20 protein-coding genes are annotated in these 18,403 nt (G+C 39.3%); all 20 read right to left on the reverse strand.

Annotated features, from left to right (window positions below; translation table 11 throughout):
• Positions 1–35 precede the first annotated feature (35 nt).
• Entirely contained in the window at positions 36–1,079 is a 1,044-nt protein-coding gene (locus O3622_RS01840; protein ID WP_049500690.1) for a dihydrolipoamide acetyltransferase, read from the reverse strand.
• A gap of 108 nt (positions 1,080–1,187) precedes the next feature.
• Entirely contained in the window at positions 1,188–2,180 is a 993-nt protein-coding gene (locus O3622_RS01845) for an alpha-ketoacid dehydrogenase subunit beta (RefSeq protein WP_008808674.1), read from the reverse strand.
• Positions 2,181–2,196: 16 nt separating this feature from the next.
• The gene (locus tag O3622_RS01850; protein ID WP_000105373.1) at positions 2,197–3,165 is read right to left on the reverse strand and encodes a thiamine pyrophosphate-dependent dehydrogenase E1 component subunit alpha; all 969 of its coding nucleotides are present in this window, start codon (positions 3,163–3,165) and stop codon (positions 2,197–2,199) included.
• A gap of 178 nt (positions 3,166–3,343) precedes the next feature.
• Positions 3,344–4,684 (reverse strand): MATE family efflux transporter, encoded by a 1,341-nt coding sequence (locus O3622_RS01855; RefSeq protein WP_000283627.1) that lies wholly within the window; start codon positions 4,682–4,684, stop codon positions 3,344–3,346.
• Between the two features lie 41 nt (positions 4,685–4,725).
• The gene (locus O3622_RS01860; protein ID WP_000924511.1) at positions 4,726–5,994 is read right to left on the reverse strand and encodes a dihydroorotase; all 1,269 of its coding nucleotides are present in this window, start codon (positions 5,992–5,994) and stop codon (positions 4,726–4,728) included.
• 12 nt (positions 5,995–6,006) lie between these two features.
• Complete coding sequence (locus tag O3622_RS01865; protein ID WP_001135768.1) at positions 6,007–6,471, reverse strand: 8-oxo-dGTP diphosphatase; 465 nt, start codon at positions 6,469–6,471, stop codon at positions 6,007–6,009.
• Positions 6,472–6,480: 9 nt separating this feature from the next.
• Positions 6,481–7,134, reverse strand: a complete 654-nt coding sequence (locus tag O3622_RS01870; protein ID WP_001164853.1) for a uracil-DNA glycosylase — start codon at positions 7,132–7,134, stop codon at positions 6,481–6,483.
• An 11-nt stretch (positions 7,135–7,145) separates the two neighbouring features.
• Entirely contained in the window at positions 7,146–7,901 is a 756-nt protein-coding gene (locus O3622_RS01875) for a DUF4336 domain-containing protein (protein WP_049478789.1), read from the reverse strand.
• 122 nt (positions 7,902–8,023) lie between these two features.
• Positions 8,024–8,317, reverse strand: a complete 294-nt coding sequence (locus tag O3622_RS01880; RefSeq protein ID WP_049478788.1) for a hypothetical protein — start codon at positions 8,315–8,317, stop codon at positions 8,024–8,026.
• Positions 8,318–8,340: 23 nt separating this feature from the next.
• A complete protein-coding gene (locus O3622_RS01885; RefSeq protein ID WP_049478787.1) occupies positions 8,341–9,033 on the reverse strand; it encodes a YjjG family noncanonical pyrimidine nucleotidase in 693 nt (230 codons plus the stop codon).
• 41 nt (positions 9,034–9,074) lie between these two features.
• Positions 9,075–9,653: a hypothetical protein gene (locus O3622_RS01890; RefSeq protein ID WP_000056188.1), complete on the reverse strand. Its 579-nt coding sequence runs from the start codon at positions 9,651–9,653 to the stop codon at positions 9,075–9,077.
• 35 nt (positions 9,654–9,688) lie between these two features.
• Complete coding sequence (locus O3622_RS01895) at positions 9,689–11,458, reverse strand: DUF262 domain-containing protein (protein WP_049478786.1); 1,770 nt, start codon at positions 11,456–11,458, stop codon at positions 9,689–9,691.
• A 305-nt stretch (positions 11,459–11,763) separates the two neighbouring features.
• Positions 11,764–12,267, reverse strand: a complete 504-nt coding sequence (locus O3622_RS01900; RefSeq protein ID WP_049478785.1) for a hypothetical protein — start codon at positions 12,265–12,267, stop codon at positions 11,764–11,766.
• A 284-nt stretch (positions 12,268–12,551) separates the two neighbouring features.
• The gene (locus O3622_RS01905) at positions 12,552–13,094 is read right to left on the reverse strand and encodes a ClbS/DfsB family four-helix bundle protein (RefSeq protein WP_049500675.1); all 543 of its coding nucleotides are present in this window, start codon (positions 13,092–13,094) and stop codon (positions 12,552–12,554) included.
• 125 nt (positions 13,095–13,219) lie between these two features.
• On the reverse strand, positions 13,220–14,134 hold the full coding sequence (locus O3622_RS01910) for a peptidase (RefSeq protein ID WP_371606941.1): 915 nt from the start codon (positions 14,132–14,134) through the stop codon (positions 13,220–13,222).
• Positions 14,135–14,301: 167 nt separating this feature from the next.
• Positions 14,302–14,700 carry a hypothetical protein gene (locus O3622_RS01915; protein WP_002893287.1) on the reverse strand — a complete coding sequence of 133 codons (399 nt, stop codon included), beginning with the start codon at positions 14,698–14,700 and terminating at the stop codon, positions 14,302–14,304.
• Positions 14,675–15,586: a phosphodiester glycosidase family protein gene (locus tag O3622_RS01920; RefSeq protein WP_049518735.1), complete on the reverse strand. Its 912-nt coding sequence runs from the start codon at positions 15,584–15,586 to the stop codon at positions 14,675–14,677. The genes O3622_RS01915 and O3622_RS01920 overlap by 26 nt, the downstream gene beginning before the upstream one ends.
• Positions 15,583–16,626: a bifunctional glycosyltransferase family 2/GtrA family protein gene (locus tag O3622_RS01925; RefSeq protein WP_049479318.1), complete on the reverse strand. Its 1,044-nt coding sequence runs from the start codon at positions 16,624–16,626 to the stop codon at positions 15,583–15,585. The genes O3622_RS01920 and O3622_RS01925 overlap by 4 nt, the downstream gene beginning before the upstream one ends.
• A 191-nt stretch (positions 16,627–16,817) precedes the next feature.
• The gene (locus tag O3622_RS01930; protein ID WP_049479319.1) at positions 16,818–17,654 is read right to left on the reverse strand and encodes an AraC family transcriptional regulator; all 837 of its coding nucleotides are present in this window, start codon (positions 17,652–17,654) and stop codon (positions 16,818–16,820) included.
• A gap of 199 nt (positions 17,655–17,853) precedes the next feature.
• On the reverse strand, positions 17,854–18,348 hold the full coding sequence (locus O3622_RS01935; protein ID WP_000031476.1) for a YkgJ family cysteine cluster protein: 495 nt from the start codon (positions 18,346–18,348) through the stop codon (positions 17,854–17,856).
• Positions 18,349–18,403 lie beyond the last annotated feature (55 nt).

Consider the following 18,403-nt stretch of genomic DNA (forward strand, 5'->3'; position numbering starts at 1 on the left):
CTTTATCTATATCTCTAAAAATAAATACTGTATTTTTAAACCAACATTGAGATTGGGTTCTCAATTAAGGCTTTCAAGTCTTTCATAAACTTAGCACCAGCCATACCATCTACGACACGGTGGTCAATAGTTAACCCCAGGCTCATGATAGGACGAATAACAATCTCACCATTGACAACTACAGGTTTCTCAACTGTTGAGCTAACCCCGAGGATAGCTGAGTTTGGTTGGTTAATAATCGGACCGAAGGACTGAACGCCAAACATTCCCAAGTTACTGATTGTGAAGGTTGAATTTTGCAGTTCGCTTGGAGCCAATTTACCGTCCAAGGTACGACCAATCACATCCTTAAAGGCTACGACCAACTCTGACAAGCTCATTTTTTCAGCATTATAGACAACAGGTGTCATCAATCCATTATCCATACCAACTGCCATCGCAAGGTTGACATAGTTATGAGTGATAATGGTCTTGCCGTCTTCTGTCAATGAAGCGTTGATGTATGGGTGTTTCATCAATGTTTTCACAACAGCGAGTGAAAGAAGGTCTGTTACAGTAGTCTTCTTACCAGTCGCTTCCATAATCGGATCAAGAACCTTCTTACGAAGGGCCAGCATTTCAGTCATATCAACTTCATAGTTGAGTGTGAAAGTTGGCGCAGTTAGGTAAGATTCAACCATACGTTGCGCGATAACCTTACGCATTGGTGTCATTGGAATACGCTCAATCTCACCATAAGGAGTGATATTGTCTGGAACTTCTTCCACTTTTTCGATTTGAGCAGGAGACTTGATGGTGTCGTTTTCGATATTTTCAGGAAGCAAGGCCAAAACGTCCTTCTTCATGATCTTACCATGGTGACCTGTTCCTTGGATTTCCTGCCAAGCAATGTTATGTTCAAGGGCAATTCGTTTTGCAAGTGGCGAAATGCGAACCACGTTTGTGTCTTTATAAGTTTCCACGTCTTCTTTGTGGACACGACCGTTTGCACCTGAGCCAGAAACGTCGTAGAGGTTGATTCCTAGATCATCCGCTAACTTTCTAGCCGCAGGAGTCGCTCTTAGCTTGTCATCAGCCATGACCTCTCCAATTCTATACTAAGATATTAAGGACGAAAAGAGTTCTGCACCTAAAAGATACAAAGTTTCTCGTCTTTTTTATTTTATTTACATAACTTATATTATGTATTATTCTTTGTTATATGTCTTACGGATTGTATCTTTGATGCTTTCAACTGTTGGAATCATTGCATTTTCAAGGTTTTGCGCGTAAGGCATTGGCACATCTTCTCCGGCGCAACGGCGGATTGGTGCGTCTAGATAATCAAATGCTTCTGATTCTGAAATAATAGCTGAAATCTCTCCGATATAGCCACTTGTTTTGTGGGCGTCGTTGACCAGAACGACCTTACCAGTCTTCTTCACTGAGTTAATGATGATATCCTTATCAAGTGGAACGAGGGTACGTGGGTCCACAATTTCAACTGAAATTCCCTCTTCTGCTAATTCTTCAGCAGCTTGAACCACACGGCGAAGCATTTTTCCATAAGTAACGACTGTTACATCTGTACCTTCGCGTTTGATTTCCCCAACCCCAAGTGGGATTGTATAGTCTGGATCAACTGGCACTTCCCCTTTTTGGTTAAATTCTGACTTGTATTCAAGGATGATAACAGGGTTGTTATCACGGATAGAAGACTTGAGAAGTCCTTTCATGTCAGCAGGTGTACCTGGAGCTACAACCTTAAGACCTGGGATGTGTGTGAACCAAGACTCTAGAGACTGAGAGTGCTGAGCTGCAGAACCAACTCCGTTACCAGCTGCACATCGGACAGTCATTGGAACCTGACCTTTCCCACCAAACATGTAACGTGTTTTAGCAGCTTGGTTGACGATATTGTCCATGGCAATGACCGAGAAGTCCATGAAGGTCATATCGACGATTGGACGAAGTCCTGTCATGGCTGCTCCTGCTGCTGCACCTGAGATAGCAGCTTCAGAAATCGGACAGTCACGAACACGTTCTGGACCAAATTCTTCGAGCATTCCAACAGAAGTTCCGAAGTCTCCTCCAAAGACACCGACGTCTTCTCCCATCAAGAATACATTTTCATCGCGACGCATTTCCTCAGACATAGCAAGGATAATGGTGTCACGGAACGACATTGTTTTTGTTTCCATTTTTATCTCTTTCTCCTTAGTCTGCGTAAATATCTTCAAATGCTGATTCTAGTGGTGGGAATGGGCTTTCTTCAGCAAATTTAACAGAAGCTTCTACTGCTTCCTTGACTTGTGCTTGAATTTCTTCCAATTCTTCTGCACTTGCAATATTGTTTTCAATGAGGTATTTGCGAAGGTTTTCGATTGGGTCTTTTTGTTTCCACAATTCCACTTCTTCACGAGTACGATATTTACCAGGGTCAGATGATGAGTGGCCAAGCCAGCGATAGGTTACACTTTCGATCAAGACTGGGCCATTGCCACCACGAACATGATCTACAGCTTTCTTAAATCCTTCATAGACATCGATGACGTTGTTCCCATCTTCGATAAACATTCCAGGAATTCCATATGCCGCACTACGTTGATGGATATGCTCTACATTGGTCATTTTCTTGATATCCGCAGAGATCCCATAACCGTTGTTAATGCAGTAGAAAACAACTGGCAAGTTCCAAATAGAAGCCATGTTGACTGCTTCGTGGAAGACACCTTCGTTGGTCGCACCATCTCCAAAGAAGCAAACGACGATTTTTCCAGTGTTTTGCATTTGTTGACTGAGGGCTGCACCGACAGCGATTCCCATACCACCACCAACGATACCATTGGCACCGAGGTTCCCAGCATCCAGGTCAGCGATGTGCATAGAACCACCTTTTCCTTTACAGGTTCCAGTGTATTTCCCGAGGATTTCAGCCATCATTCCGTTGAGGTCAATCCCCTTAGCAATAGCTTGCCCGTGTCCACGGTGATTTGAGGTAATCAGATCATCTGGATTAAGAGCCAGCATCGCTCCGACGTTAGCAGCTTCCTCTCCGACAGAAAAGTGAGTCATACCGGGAACTTTCCCCTTTTTCACTAACTGAGCGATTTTTAAGTCCATGCGACGGATTTCTTCCATCTTACGGAACATCTCTAGCAAAAGATTCTTATCTAAAGTTGACATAATCTTGCCTTTCTAACTTTGTACTTACCTTACTATTTTACCTTTTTTAGTATACGCTGTCAAAGTATATGGCTAATAAAAATTCACAATATAAAAAAATAAACCCCTGTTAAAACAGGGATTCTCTCTAGTTAGAGTATTTTTTCACAAAGTGCTTTTTCAGGATATTTTCCAAAAATTAGCTCAATCTTTTCATTACGGTTTTCAGACGCCATTGATACAAACAACCAGAAACAATCAAGCTGGCAATTAACCCAATCCAGTAGGCAAATGCCCCTAAGTCAGTTACTTGATCTAGTAGATATCCTAGTGGTATCGCTACTCCCCAATATCCGATTAAGCCAAGATAGAAAGGAACGATAGTGTCCTTATACCCTCTTAAAATTCCTTGGAGCGGAGCCGCAAAGGTATCAGCTAGCTGGAAAAAGAGACTGTAGGTTAGAAATACAGCAGTTGTTTCAATGAACTGAGAGTCATTCCCATATAGACTTGCTACACGATCTCTAAAAATGTAGAGAAAAGATAGGGTAAGACCTGCAAAAATAAGGGCGGTTACTCTCCCCAGACGAGCATAGATTTTTGCATCCTCAAAACGTTTGGCCCCCACCTCGTAAGACACAACAATCGCCATAGCAGAGGAAATACTCATAGGAAAAGCATACATGAGACTCGAAAAATTCATAGCTGACTGGTGACTGGCAATGATGAGCGATGAAAACTTAGCCATGATTAGTCCAACCACGGAGAAAATGGCTACTTCAGCAAATACGGTTCCCCCGATTGGTAGACCTAATCGAACACCTTCCTTGATTTTATCTATATTTAGTGGAATACGTTTTTCAAGATGTAACGCTTTTAACCTTTCTTGTTTGAATAAAACAAGAATAGAAATCCCCAATAAAACCCAATAGGCTAGTGAAGTTCCTAGTCCTGCTCCTGCGCCACCAAGCTCAGGGAAACCGAAAGCTCCATATATCAAGAGATAGTTAAAACCACTATTGAGCGGAAGTAATAGGAGCATGAGGTACATAGATAGCTTGGTCAATCCAAGAGAATCCAACAAAGAGCGAATGACACTGAACAGCAACAAGGGAATAATTCCAATAGACAGGTACCAAAGATAGGAAACTGCAACTGCCGCCACTTGAGCTTCTAGTCCGATGTTGGTTAAGACAGGTGGCGCTAAGAATACTACCATTCCAAGCAAGACCAAAGACAGTCCGAAAGCCAAGTAGATAAATTGGTAAAAATCAGATGCTACTTCTTCCTTTTTGCCCCGTCCCAGATGATGGCCTATGATGGGAACCATGGCCGAAACAATCCCTGTTAAAAAAGTAAAGAAAGGATTCCATAGACTCGTTGCGGTTGACACCCCCGCCAAGTCCATGGTATTGTACTGCCCAGTCATGGTTGTATCAACAAAAGAGGCAGAATAATTGGCAAATTGATAGATCAGAATAGGGAAAAATATCTTAAGAAATAAGACAAACTTGTCTTTAAATTGATGGGTTGGATACATATACGCTCTCTATTCTTATAGTTTCTAGAGCAGAATCCCATCTAGTTTTGGTAGACAATTTGTCCCTTGCAGATGGTATATTTAACCTGCCCTTTTAAAGTTTCACCGATAAATGGGGAATTAGCTGCTTTTGACGCAAAATGGGAGTCCACAAGGCGGTCAGCCTTAGCGTCAAAGATAGTGATATCCGCTGGACCATTCTCAGCCAAGTAACCTGCTTCAAAGTTGTAAAGCTTGGCTGGATTGACAGTCATTTTTTCTAGCAATTCCATCAAGCTCAACTCACCAGCTTCCACCAAATAAGTCAAACCAAGAGAAAGAGAGGTTTCCAAACCTGTCATACCAGATGGTGCTTTGGTGATATCTTCAACATTTTTCTCATCTGCATGGTGAGGCGCGTGGTCCGTTGCGATAACTGTGATAACACCTGACTTGAGACCTTCGATAACGGCACGACGGTCTGACTCCAAACGAAGTGGAGGATTCATTTTGGCATTGCTTCCTTGAGTTAAAAGAAGAGCTTCTGTCTTAGAGAAATGCTGTGGCGCTACTTCTGCTGTGACCTGCGCACCTAGTCCTTGAGCAAACTCCACCACCTTGACACTTTCTTCCTTAGACAAATGCTGAATGTGAACATGGGCCTTGGTTGCATAGGCAATCATAACATCGCGCGCAATCATAGCGTACTCAGCCACTCCTGTCGCTCCACAGATATGGAAATGTTCTTTAGCGATGTTTTCGTTAAAGCCAAGAATTCCATTCAAACCTGGATCTTCCTCATGAAGGCAGATAAAGGTATTGAGTTTTTTGGCTTCTACCATTGCTTCCTTAACCACTTTACTACTTTCAAGCGGAATTCCATCATCTGAAAAACCAACGGCTCCAGCTTCTAAAAGAGCCTTAAAGTCTGTCAAGTCTTGGCCATTAAAGTTCTTGGTAATAGTCGCAACTGTCTTGACGTTAATCTTTTCCTTGGCAGCAGACTGGAGAACTTCTTTCAAAGTCTCTACGTCCGAAATGGTTGGACTAGTATTAGCCATCATGACAACGGTTGTAAAGCCACCTGCAGCGGCTGCTAGGGCCCCAGTATGAATGTCTTCTTTATGAGTTTGACCAGGTTCACGGAAATGAACATGGATATCGACTAGTCCAGGCGCAACAACAAGGCCCGTAGCATCAATTAGCTCTGCTCCTTCTTCCTTGATTTCGGCAGCTATTTTGACAATTTTCCCATCTTGCACTAAAACATCACACACTTGATCCAAACCAGACTTGGGATCCATTACACGACCATTTTTGATTAGTAGCATCTGCTTTCTCCTTTATTCATAGAAATCAACTTGGGTATCCAACAATTTATCCCCATCATAAACAAACTTTGCTGAAAAGAAAGGTTTATCTTCTAAAAGCCACTCAACAAAGGTGTGATCACCCTCCCAAGTTGGCTTGCTTAAGACTTCATCATAGGGAACCCATTCTAAGGTCCCCTCATTGCAGTCAATCAAGTCACCCTCGAACTCTGTCACCTTAAAAACATAGGTGTACCAGTCTAAATCTGGCGTAAATTCAGGAAAAGTGATAACACCTTTAAGTACTGGCTTGGCTTTGAGCCCTGTTTCTTCGAGGATTTCACGCGCTGCACATTCCTGTGGAGTCTCACCTCGCTCTAGCTTTCCACCCACACCAATCCATTTGCCTTCATGGACATCGTTGGGCTTCTTATTGCGATGGAGCATGAGCAGTTCTTTTCCGTTATCAATGTAGCAAATCGTCGCTAACTGAGGCATATTCTCTCCTTATCTAAACCAATCGATTGGCACTTGTCCTGTCTCTTTTAAGAATGCATTGGCCTTGGAAAAAGGCTTGGAACCCCAAAATCCTCTATAAACCGATAAAGGACTAGGATGGGCTGATTCGATAACCAAGTGGTGAGGATTGGTAACCAAGGCCTTCTTCTTGCGTGCATAAGCACCCCAGAGTACAAAGACTACAGGTCTGTCTAGATTATTGACAACCCGAATCACAGCATCTGTAAATGGCTCCCATATCTGCCCAGCATGACCATTGGCCTGCCCAGCAGGAACCGTCAAGCAAGCATTGAGAAGCAAGACTCCCTGCTCAGCCCAAGACGTCAAATCATGAGATTTCTTAACGCCGATATCATCTGACAATTCTTTTAAAATGTTTTGCAAGGACGGCGGAGCTGGGATTGAGTCAGGTACAGAAAAACTCAAACCCTGCGCTTGACCTGGCCCGTGATAGGGGTCTTGCCCTAGAATCACCACCTTCACTTCTTCAAGCGGTGTAGTCAAGAGAGCCTGAAAAACTTTTTCCTTAGGTGGATAAACAGTTCCCTGAGCATAGACCTGTTCCATAAATTGATTGATTTTCCCAAAATAACCTTCAGGTAATTGCTCCTTAATCAAAGCATGCCATGATGAGTGTTGCATCTTTCTCTCCTTTATCGTATCCATCTAAAAGCACGTCTTAATTCATCCGTACCATTTTTAAAAAAGCATAAACCATGTGCAAGTATGATTTTATCCGGTTTCCAGTTTAACATACGGGAAAAGGAAACCTTTGCTTCCCTTTGTCTTCCTAAAAAAGTCATCCGATAGTCAATAGGAGTTTGACCATCAGGGGCTGTTACACGAGCTAAACGATAAATTTTTCTTCGGATTGGACTAGCTATCTTTTCAGGTTCAAAATTCTCTATAAGGTCCGTTACAATGAGTGTTTTAGTCGATTTATGAAAAAACACGACCTCTTCGATGACAGAACTTCCCTTAAAAATAAGTTGATCAATCTCATCAGACCATAAGTCAGGTGCCTTATCAGTTAAAGGAGCATCAAATTCCACCATGACATTCTGACTTTTTGCTCTCTCTTCAACTCCTGGACTAGACCATGCTTGTGCATAAGGATATCTTTTTTTCCAATCTGCAATATAGGCGTAGTGAATCTTATTGGGTGAAATTAGGTAAGCGACTTTGCCCAAAGCGTCCAGTTCAGTAAAGAGCTCCTCATTTGGCGCAATAGGAGAATGAATCCAGAGTTTTCCATCGTTTAACTTTATCACTGTCATACGTGTCTGAAAAGGTAGTTTGAGGACCTTCAAGTCCATTTGTATCAAATCACCATCTGCTATCCAGATATTTTGATCAACTTCCTTTAGTGTATACAATGGTTCATAAAGAGAAAGTTCTGGTCTTGACATCGTTTACTATTCCTTTATTTTTACTGCCTCTATTATAGCAAAAAGTGGCTATCTAAACCACTTTTTACAGTTCTTATATATACTGTTATTGACCCTATTATTTGACATTAGTATTCACAGTATCAATCAGCCATTAAAAACTTTTCGATTGTATCAATAGAATAGGAAAGTTGATTATTTACAGACATCATCCGTTCAAGATTAGCGTCCATATAGTAGAGTTCAGATAAACCACCCCTAGGGAGAAAGAGTGAATAGTGGATATTCATCTTCTCTCGAGTACTTAACTCTATATGATTGCTTATGATATACTTTAACTCTTTTAACGAATTTACTTGAGCAACCACACCTTTTAACTGATACTGCTCGATGAGATTTAGTAAGTTATCAATCTCTTCAATGACTTTAATTTCCATATCAACACCTCTTAGGGAAATCACTACAAAGCATCTAAAAAATTCAGCAAGTCTTGGTAAGAATGAACTTCATAAGTTGGCTGGGCTTGTGTATGATTTTCGAGGTGATGAGGATTGTACCAGATAGTGTCAATCCCTGCATTATTGCCTCCTTGAATATCAGCCGTTAAGGAATCTCCGATCATCAGCGTCTTTTCTTTACTAAATCCTACAATCTGCTGACCGATTTTTTCATAGAATAGTGCATCAGGCTTTTGCGTCTGCAACTGTTCAGAGATAAAGACTTGGTTGAAATAGGGAGCCAGACCAGATTGAGCCAGACGACCCGTCTGAATGGCAGTAATCCCATTTGTCGCAGCATACAAGTCATAATCACATTCGATGAGGCTATCCAAAAGTTCATGAGCACCCGAAAGAGTTTGTCCCTGTTGGGCTAAGTAAAATTGGTAACGCTGGGCCAGTAACCTACCATCTTTCTCCAGTCCAAAATGAGCAAATAAACGAGAAAAGCGCGTGTTAATCAGTTCTTGTTTACTGATTTTCTTTTGCTCCAAGTCCTTCCAGAGAGCCTTGTTCATAGGAACATAATAGTCTTTATAAACTTGAATATCCGCAACTCCTTCTTCCTTTAGAAGTTGCGTCAAAGCCACATCCTCAGCAGCATCAAAATCAAGCAAGGTGTGGTCAAGGTCGAAGAGTAGAAATTTGTAGGGCATTGAGTTTCCTTTCTGAATCAGTAAATTTCTCTTTCAATATATCATACTGCATCAGAACGATATATTGTTTTTTGAAAGTTCAGATAATCTATCAAGTTAATAACTTTATTATTTTCTGCCACTTCTGAAATAGTATCAGTCTCAAATCCATTTGCTTGAGCAAATTGAATTGTATAATTATATACAAGATCAAATAACTCATCTATTTCAGAGTCTAGTTTCAAAGAAAGTAGTTCTTTTTGATTATCCTGTAAAAATTTTAAGAAATTATCAACCTCTACTTCACTTACTTCTCCTTTTTGTGCTAATTGAATGAAGTGAACTAGCTTTTCTATAAGTTTCTTTACAATCTTCTTATATCTATTTGAAATAAATGCATAATAACTAACACCACCAACAGCTAGAATAGTTGCACTAATAGCTGTTACTAGCACATATTTATTTTTTGCAAGGCCTTTAAGGACCTGTTGAGCTGGTTCTCCTGCCTTTACTTCTTTTAGATGCTTTACTATATGGCCAGACGAATTTCTGATTATTGAACCATAACGTTTATAAATTCCAGAGTCTAATCCTTTCTGAATATTCAATGGAATTTCTATAGTAACTTGATTTAATGACATAATTATAACGTACCTCTTAATTCTATCTTTCTAGTTTATTCAAAAATAAAATCAGCAATTCGTGTAGCAGCTTTTTCTGTTGCCGCTTCAATGTCAGTTTTTGTCCAAGTGTCATTTAGATAATTAACAAGAGATTTAGCTATTGGAAATTTACTGCCTATATAGCCATGGCCGCTTGTGATTGTATTTTTTCTCTTACTCCTAAACCAAGAATCTTGTATACTTCGATTAATATCAGCTTCTAATAGTATCTTATTACCAATTCTTTCAGCATAATCTCTGAATTCTTCCTGACTTTCTAATCCAGCATCTGACATAATATTTTCTCGATTCAAACCACTTTTGGGCATAATATGCTCAATATCAATATTCCCATCTAAATTAAAGCTAATACCTTTTTCCAATGCAAATAAGAATTCATTTACATAAAGAATCGAATTTGAAACGCCACTTTCAGTCAAAGTTTGTTTAACATCATCATAAATAAAATTGTCATGAATATGGTTTCTTATTTTTGAAATAAGTTCGTCGATTGAAATTGAATCGACTTGACTGTACAACAAATTTATTTCTTCTAGGAAGCCTTTAAAAAGTTTATGGCTATACGAGAGTTCAGATAATTCAATCAAAACTCCAAGTCTAAGTAAATATTCCAGATATGTGTTGTCTTCTCTGAAAAATAGATAACTACTAACAAAAGGTCTTAAATTACCGTTTAATTTGTTTATCAATTGACCATTGATAGTATCAGATACTCGTTCAAAATTGTTTATGATTGTATTTAGATTAGAAGTAAACAGAACATCTTCATTCAATAGATGCTTATTTTTTGAGAAAAAGGCTCTTATACCAGGATTTCTTCGATCAGCACTGTTTTGTTCTGAAAGTTTTACAAAAATATAATGAGTAATTAACGCATTTAAGTCTAATCTCGATGAATCGGTACGTTGTACAATCTCTTGCCAATTTTTTTCAAAGTTTTTCCTATCTGATGCATTTGCTGTTGTCTTAGATACGATTACTTCAATTGGGGTCAATGGGACACCAGTCCCATTTAAAGAATTGAAAATATTTATTGCTTGATCGGTATTATAACTTGTAATTGTAATCACTTGGCAGTTATCAATAAAATGATTTGCAAAATTGATGAGTTTAAAAATATTCAAATCATCACACATATTATAAAAATATCTAAAGTTTTTATAAAAATTTGTATAACGATTATCTTTCTGACGACGATAAATTTGATAAACTCTCTCTTTAATCGAAGTGAAATCTCTACCTAACAAGATAGTAGTCATCTCACTAGCATATTTTTCTGAGATTGAATGATTTAGATACTTTATCCTATCCTCACTAGGATAATACAGTCCATCAACGAAATCATCTTTTTCGTCATCTGAGACATTGAAAAGCATTGTTACAATCTGCTCTTTAAGACCATTAAGACGTTTCACTAATCTGCGTGCATCAGTATCTAGAGTCGGTTGAAGTTCAAGCTCCTTATCAATCTTCAATAAGATTGCCTTAAGAAGCAGCATAAATGTCGTTGTTCTTTGCTGGCCATCAATCAAGGTAACTTCATGCTCTTCTCCAGATTCTTGAGCAATGAGAACAGCTCCAAAGAAATAATTGTCTTGGGAACTATCATCGAAATTTTCCATATGAAGATTAATATCTTCAATGAGTTGTTCACATTGTGGTACTTGCCAAGCATAGGGTCTCTGATAGGTAGGAATATAAAATTCTGATTTTTCAAAATAAGATTTTATTGTTTGTAAAGCCGGTTGAATATCGTTTCTCATTCAGATTCTCCAATAATTTATTCTGATAATATTATATCACGAAAACACTGACAATAAAAATCAATACAAGTTTGAACGAAGTAAAATTTTGTATAGCGATAACATCAAACTTAATTTTTCCGCACAATTAGTAACTTCATTTTCAATACTCTATAAAATCCTTTGGAAGCAATAAGTTTCAAAGAATCAAAATTTGCAGGACATTTAGTTTTCTTCCTGAATATTCATTAAGAACATTATAGTATAAATGAAAATTTCAAGGTAACATTGTTTGAATAACTTAAACTCTCCAATAGTACACTCCCCTACCCCAACTCCTTAGCTATTCTGCTTTTTTCAAGTTTTCCCTTGGCAATTCTTTTCCATAAAACAAGCGGGTTCAAACTATAAGATAGGCGTACAATGTAGTAATTAAGCCATTCGATAAGGGCAAAAAACTCTATCAACGTGGCTAAGACAGCCACTTGGACACTTTGCGTGTTCCAGACAATAAAAGGAAAGCCTGAAATAAGTAAAACAAGGTCTAGTATTCTGAAACCACTATATAGTTTGGGGACACTAGCGCTTCCGAACTGAGGTTTCGAGAGTCTTCTAATCAAAATCGCCCAATAGATTGAACCTTGAAGCAAAATAAATGTCAGTAAAGACAGAGGATAGAGAATGGTTACTAGACTATTCACATCACCAAGCCTATTTTTCAAAAGAAAAAAACAAAACCAAATAGATAGGACGGCTGTGAACTCTCCCAAACAGAGGGACACCAACTCTTTTTTAACTTTCTCTTTTTGTATGCTCATCATTTCCCCCATCTATCTATCATCCTATATCAGAAAAAAGCTATTCGAATCATTTTCTAGTTAACATTTCTCAGAATCAAGCTATTCTAAGCATCGAACAGTTCAATCCCTTTAATATCAATGTAATTCTAAGTTTAGAATTACATTAAAATAAATGTTTTAGACCTATTCTAAGTCTATGATAACCCTAAATTTTAATTTTAGAAGGATTCTAAAGCTAGAATAGCTCTAAAATTACGAGCACCAAGCTATTCGAAACTTAGAAAAACCTTTTCTAAACTTCATGAGCACTTCAATTAACGTTTCTTACAATTTTTCTGATGAGCTTTGAGTTTTTTCAGAGCCCAGTCATAGTGACTGGAGGTACTACTGACAAAGTAGGAACCTAGACTTGTCCCTCCCGTCCACTTATAGAAACCTTTGGTAAAGAGTTGGTCATTGCTGAAGCCTTCCATCAACTCTAAAACCTCTTCATGCGATTGCTCTAGTAGTTTAGTCGCTTCTTCTAAAGATGTTTTCTGGTGCTTCTTCCAAATAGCGACATTCATTTCTCCATAAGTTTTCCAATTATAAGGCTCAGGAAGAAAAGATCGTTCATGTCCCTTTTGATTAGAATAAACCCAGCTCAAAAGTAACTGATGCCATTCATAGAGATGGATCAGAACGTCCCGTAAATTTTTATCTCTTTTCCAGTGAGCTTCTTTTTTCTTTTGGTCTTTTGAAAAATCAAAAGGAGTCTGTAGTTCCTCTTCACTTAATTTAGATATAAAGTGATTGAGCTTTTCATAGTTTTCCTTAGAGGCTAACACTAGCTCCTCTTTTGTTTTTGGTCTAGGCATAGGAGTTCTCCCTTCATTTTTAAGTAGAATAAGCTATTTTCTTACTTTATTATACCATAATCAAAAAGCAGTTCTTCATTTTACGAAAAACCGCTTTTACGAACTATTTTTTATGCTTATAGTCACTACTTTATATATAAATCTTTAAAGAGACCATCTACTTCTGCTATCTGACAGAGCAAGCGGGATAGTTCTTGGTAATCTTCTTTTAAACATGAAAGATGAGCTTGGCCAAATAGAGATGCCAATTCCTCTTTTAATCTTGCCCCTTCTGGATCATACACCTTTAAGAATTTACTGAGATAGAGATTTCGAACAGCTGCAAGTTTAAAGCTGAAATACTGATGCAATTGTTTTTGCTCGGTATTTAAGCCGTTTTCAGCAACTGCTTTTGCATAGAATTCCAAAACACCGCTTTGACCATTCAGATATCGGGTCTTTATTATCTTTGCTGTTTCCTGATAGATTTCAGTCTGACTAGGACTCTTGACCTTCTTAAAATTTCCCCACATGGAGTAAGCTCCACGCTTATAGTCAATAGTCTCTGCCTTCCAGGCTTCTAATATGTCATTAAAAGCAACCTTCATGCAGGCAAAACCAGCTGGATCATGCAAATAGAGGTGCTGATGATCAATGCCATACACGGTTACGAAGTGATCCACACCATAAAGGATTGTGTGATTAGGATTGTAGGTCAGATGGCCCATATCAAGAGGTCCCAGTACGACAGGTCCATTGGACAGAAAGGTTTCTAACTTTCCTTTAATCTCTTCCAAATCTACTTCAGTTCCATCTTTTAGATAGAAATCCTCATAGTCAAACCCAAGTATTTTTAAGGAATGGGAGATGGAAAGATCTGGCATTCCGTTATCAAAGAATACTAGAGGGTGCTGGTCATCTTCCTTTACGATACTAGCGCCATTTCCCATTACCATGATTGCCTCTAGAAAGTCTGCTTTAAAGTCATAGCCATAGCTAGCCAGTGCCATTGCCAATGAATAGCTATAGCAAAGTGACACATCTCCAAAATACATCTGCATATTCATGCCTCCTTATCTTCTATGGGACTATTATACCGAGAAAACTATTCGCATGCCCCATAAAATCCAAACAAAAAATATGGGTATTTGTGATCTATAGTCATGAACTTCAATAAGAAAACTGGCTGTTTCTCTCAACAACCAGTTTTTAATTTTTAAGCTAATTTTTAACTGTTTTTCTTATGAAAGAAAAGCGAGGCGATAGCCAAAATACCAAAGGCTAGGCCGACATACCAGTAAGGTTGATCTAGGGTCGTTGAACGACCTGATAGATTGACAATTCCTCGAAAGAGCATTCCAGTTGTTAGGACTGCAACTGCCGAGTTCCACAAGTTTAGGCTGATTCGTCCTAGGTTTGGCATGATTTTCAACAACAATGCCAGAACGATGCCTCCTAGTAGAGGAACTGCAAAGAGATAGTGCATATGAAGCGACGTCTCCCCAAAACTAAGGGACTCGTAGATACGGCTAAATGCAAAGAAGAAAATAGTGAGAAGACTATAGCTAACGAGTGTCTTTTTGAGGCGTTTGTTTTTGATTTTAGTAACCGATGTAGACAATATCACTCACCGCCCTTTCTGATATCTTGCTTCCACCTGTAGTCGGTTTATTGATTACCTGACCGTTAAAGTAGAGAGTTGAGGATCCACCACCATCAAGGTTATAGGCTGTCTTCACTCCGTAAGATTTCATCACTTCTGCCATCTGGTAAAGAGACAAGCCCTTGCTTTCAGAGGTTCGACCATCCGAAACGATGATGATGTAGTGATTTTCATCGATAATCCCGATAGCTGTACGAGGATTCGATGACATGGCTTGACCGACTTCTGTATTGGTATCAACAGATATTTCTCCATTCTCAACTAGAGACGGACCAAATGCCAGTAGATTGACGACACCGTCCTGAACCAACTGATCGGCTGAAACTTGGTCCTCGTAGATGATTTTAAAGGAGCCGTCCTTGTAAATGGCAAGGTCACCGTTACTAGCGTCTTCACGGACACTGTCCCGATAGACAACTTCATTACGGATAACATAACCAGAACTATTGGCTCCATAGTAGTCACCGTTGACAGCTAGAATAGCATTGTTTTCAGCAGCCGTTACAGAGGTTTTAGCTGTGACGTTGGTTCCATAGGAGTTTTGAGCTAGAGCTGTTTTTAGATAATCCGATGAACTGAGGGTTATATCTGCCACATAGACTTGCGTTTCATTCACAGTCTTTTCAGTGAGGGTGACACTGATATTTCCATCTGAATAGCTAGTATCCGTCACTTGAGCATTTTTTGCTGCCTGACTTGCTGCTGCGGTGTTAGAGGTTGAGCCGGTATTAGATACAGTGGAAATCGTTTCAGCGAGTACAAAGGTCTTCAACATCGAATAGGTAAAGGAGCTTGTCAGGAGCAAGCCCAAGACCGAGGCGTATAGATAGGGTTTCTTTAAAACTTTCATAATGGGCTACAAGTCCTTTCTTTGAAAATAAAGCGAGTTTGAACTGTCCAAGAGAGAATAAAGAGCATGATTCCGACAAGAATCTTCGCAATCAGCAAATTGACTCCAAGACCCGAATTAAAGAGGCGAATCAGGATGGTGTCCAAGATAAAGAGGCCAACAGCTAGTCCAAAATAGCCTGATCCTGTTTTAAAACTGCTCGCCTTGTTCTTGAAGACCAATTTTTTGTTGGTAGAAAAGTTAAAGATGGAGCTAGTCACACGTGCCAAACCATTTGAGAGGAGAACACGCAAACCTGTCGGAATAAAGCTCAAGCATAGAATAGAGAGAGCGTAGACCACATAATCTACGATAAAACTACTAAAAGACGAGAGCGCAAACTTTAAAATATTTTTATAAATCATCAATCCATCTCGAATAGGCCGGAAGTGAGAAGCCTCATTGTCGTTGATATAGACTGTTTCAATCGGAACTTCTAAGATTGGGTAGACTTGACTTGCTTCGAGGAGCATGTTCATCTCATATTCATACCGTTGTCCTTCTATCTTAAGCATAAAGGGGATCATATCCGTTGAAAAGGCACGTAATCCTGTCTGTGTATCGGATACAGCGACACCCGTTTGCAGTTTAAACAAGATACGAGTCAAGCTGTTTCCAAAACGACTACGCAAGGGAACCTTGCCAGTAAAGGCACGGACACCAAGGACAAGTGTATTAGGATTTTCATTTGATTTGGTCAAGCTACGAAAGATGTCCCAGATCCTATGCTGGCCGTCTGCATCTGCTGTAACCACAGTCCCTGGCTTATTGAGAGACTGAATGTACTCAAAGGCTGTTTTCAGAGCTTGTCCTTTTCCTTGATTGACCTGGTGGCGAAGGACTGTCGCAAAATCCGCTGCTCGAGCAAAAATGTCTTGGCATTTTGCCGAACTTCCATCATCAATGACAATGATGTAAAAATCGCTCCTGTTGTAAATCTTTTCAATCAATTTGATGAGATTGTAGTCAGGTTCGTAAGCTGGAATAACTAGATAGTTCATATTTACACCTCTTTCTTCGATGATTGGAAAAGTATACAAGTAAATGCTTAAAAATTCCTTATACTTAAATTTAAGTAAAATCAAATTTATTGTTTTTCTCATAAATTCGTTCAATCAAAGAAAGAAAAACTCTGTAAAAGCTATGTTCTACAGAGTTCGATTTGCATCTTTATAAATTATCAGAAAATGTTCTAGTTCTTAATCACTGGTATCCAGAGTTCCATTTGATAGTCAGGGGACGACATATCTCCTTTGAAATAAACTTCAAAGTCTGGGGCTCCTGAATGGCGATAACCAGTTTCCGGGAAAAAGACTTCTAAGACGTATTTCCAAGCATGGTGGATGCTAGCTGGTATAGCCCCCTTGACTGGTACGATAGCATATTCAGCTTCAGAGATGTCTTTGATTGACAAACCCAATTCTTCTGCTTTTACTTTATCCGTCACATCGTAAGCAGCCATATAGTCGATGATTTCACCTTCTTTGACATCCGAACAGATGCCGAAGGATTGGCCACTGCCTAGATTCTCTAGGCTTTCCAAGCTGTGATTGTTATAGAGATCCTCCCAAGCAGACGGGCACTGACTATTGTCAATAGCTTCCAATAGGACGCCTGCCACGGTAAATGCAGGTTTCTTTTGAATCTTGATATCCATGTTCTTTCCTCCTGTAATCTTTAAGGATAATTGAAGTCTAGGAAAGATCCGATAAGGTTTTCCATTTCGAACTTCTGAGGGGGTTGCACCATGGAATTTCTTAAAGGCTGCGCTGAAGGCATCCGCAGACTCATAGCCGTATTTCATTGCTATGTCAATGACTTTCTCAGAGCCTTCCCGCAAGTCTGTCACAGCTTCTGATAGCCTGCGATTGCGCAAGTATTCTGCTAAAGTCATATCTGCTAGGATGGAAAAAAGCCTGCTAAAGAGAGCATAAGAATAGCCTGATAGCTGCTGGAATTTCTGCAAATCCACTTCTGCGTCCAGCTTACTTTCCAGATATTCCATGGTTCGATTGAATTGATGCATCATATTCTTTTTCACCTCACAAAAGATACTAAGACCGTTAAAAGCAAAGTGAAAATTGGAAAATTGACGGAGGGGCTCCTGCTCCGAGAAAATTTCATCTTTTTCACACAGCTTTTAGGCCGTGTTCAATTCTAACTATAGTCTAACAGATATAAGATACTTCCGCCCCAGAATTTTTGTACAAGATTTAAAGGTGTAAAATCTATAACTTATCTTTTAATTTCTCAACAAAGAGATAGGCTGCTGGGCAGGTCAAGGTATTCTTAATCGTCAAATGGTTGATTTGATGGATCTTTTTCCGATCTGTATGGGGGAATTCACGACAGGCCTTGGGACGAACATCATAGATGGAGCAGAGATTGTCTCCTCCTAGAAAGGGGCAAGGCATGGATTTGAAAACTTTATCCCCATCTTCATCCACCTGAAGGAATTCCGCTTCAAAAGCCGGTAATTTCATCTTAAAGTACTTAGCGATACGGGTGATATCTGCTTCTTTAAAGTCGGGCCCCAAAGTCTTGCAACAGTTAGCACAGGCAGTACAATCAATCTCAGCAAAGACTTCTTGGTGAATCTGCTGCGCAATCTTATCTAAGTTTTTAGGAGGTTTTTTCTTTAGATTAGCTAACACTTTGCGGTGCTCCTTCTGCTTTTGCAGTGCTAGTTGGTGGTAATACTCAATATCAATCTCTTTAGACATAATTTCTTCCTAATACAAGTGTTTTTGTCTATTATACCATAAACACTGCCCCCTT

The sequence above is a fragment of the Streptococcus sp. 27098_8_51 genome, from assembly GCF_041432205.1.
Lineage (GTDB): Bacteria > Bacillota > Bacilli > Lactobacillales > Streptococcaceae > Streptococcus.

Excerpts from the sequence above, each read along its gene's own strand:
- O3622_RS01905 (WP_049500675.1), bottom strand. The coding sequence starts at position 13,094 with ATGCCTAGACCAAAAACAAAAGAGGAGCTAGTGTTAGCCTCTAAGGAA.
- O3622_RS01875 (WP_049478789.1), bottom strand. The coding sequence starts at position 7,901 with ATGTCAAGACCAGAACTTTCTCTTTATGAACCATTGTATACACTAAAG.
- O3622_RS01900 (WP_049478785.1), bottom strand. The coding sequence starts at position 12,267 with ATGGGGGAAATGATGAGCATACAAAAAGAGAAAGTTAAAAAAGAGTTG.
- O3622_RS01840 (WP_049500690.1), bottom strand. The coding sequence starts at position 1,079 with ATGGCTGATGACAAGCTAAGAGCGACTCCTGCGGCTAGAAAGTTAGCG.
- O3622_RS01865 (WP_001135768.1), bottom strand. The coding sequence starts at position 6,471 with ATGCCTCAGTTAGCGACGATTTGCTACATTGATAACGGAAAAGAACTG.
- O3622_RS01910 (WP_371606941.1), bottom strand. The coding sequence starts at position 14,134 with ATGCAGATGTATTTTGGAGATGTGTCACTTTGCTATAGCTATTCATTG.
- O3622_RS01930 (WP_049479319.1), bottom strand. The coding sequence starts at position 17,654 with ATGATGCATCAATTCAATCGAACCATGGAATATCTGGAAAGTAAGCTG.
- O3622_RS01855 (WP_000283627.1), bottom strand. The coding sequence starts at position 4,684 with ATGTATCCAACCCATCAATTTAAAGACAAGTTTGTCTTATTTCTTAAG.
- O3622_RS01880 (WP_049478788.1), bottom strand. The coding sequence starts at position 8,317 with ATGGAAATTAAAGTCATTGAAGAGATTGATAACTTACTAAATCTCATC.
- O3622_RS01920 (WP_049518735.1), bottom strand. The coding sequence starts at position 15,586 with ATGAAAGTTTTAAAGAAACCCTATCTATACGCCTCGGTCTTGGGCTTG.
- O3622_RS01850 (WP_000105373.1), bottom strand. The coding sequence starts at position 3,165 with ATGTCAACTTTAGATAAGAATCTTTTGCTAGAGATGTTCCGTAAGATG.
- O3622_RS01925 (WP_049479318.1), bottom strand. The coding sequence starts at position 16,626 with ATGAACTATCTAGTTATTCCAGCTTACGAACCTGACTACAATCTCATC.
- O3622_RS01895 (WP_049478786.1), bottom strand. The coding sequence starts at position 11,458 with ATGAGAAACGATATTCAACCGGCTTTACAAACAATAAAATCTTATTTT.
- O3622_RS01935 (WP_000031476.1), bottom strand. The coding sequence starts at position 18,348 with ATGTCTAAAGAGATTGATATTGAGTATTACCACCAACTAGCACTGCAA.
- O3622_RS01890 (WP_000056188.1), bottom strand. The coding sequence starts at position 9,653 with ATGTCATTAAATCAAGTTACTATAGAAATTCCATTGAATATTCAGAAA.
- O3622_RS01845 (WP_008808674.1), bottom strand. The coding sequence starts at position 2,180 with ATGGAAACAAAAACAATGTCGTTCCGTGACACCATTATCCTTGCTATG.
- O3622_RS01885 (WP_049478787.1), bottom strand. The coding sequence starts at position 9,033 with ATGCCCTACAAATTTCTACTCTTCGACCTTGACCACACCTTGCTTGAT.
- O3622_RS01870 (WP_001164853.1), bottom strand. The coding sequence starts at position 7,134 with ATGCAACACTCATCATGGCATGCTTTGATTAAGGAGCAATTACCTGAA.
- O3622_RS01860 (WP_000924511.1), bottom strand. The coding sequence starts at position 5,994 with ATGCTACTAATCAAAAATGGTCGTGTAATGGATCCCAAGTCTGGTTTG.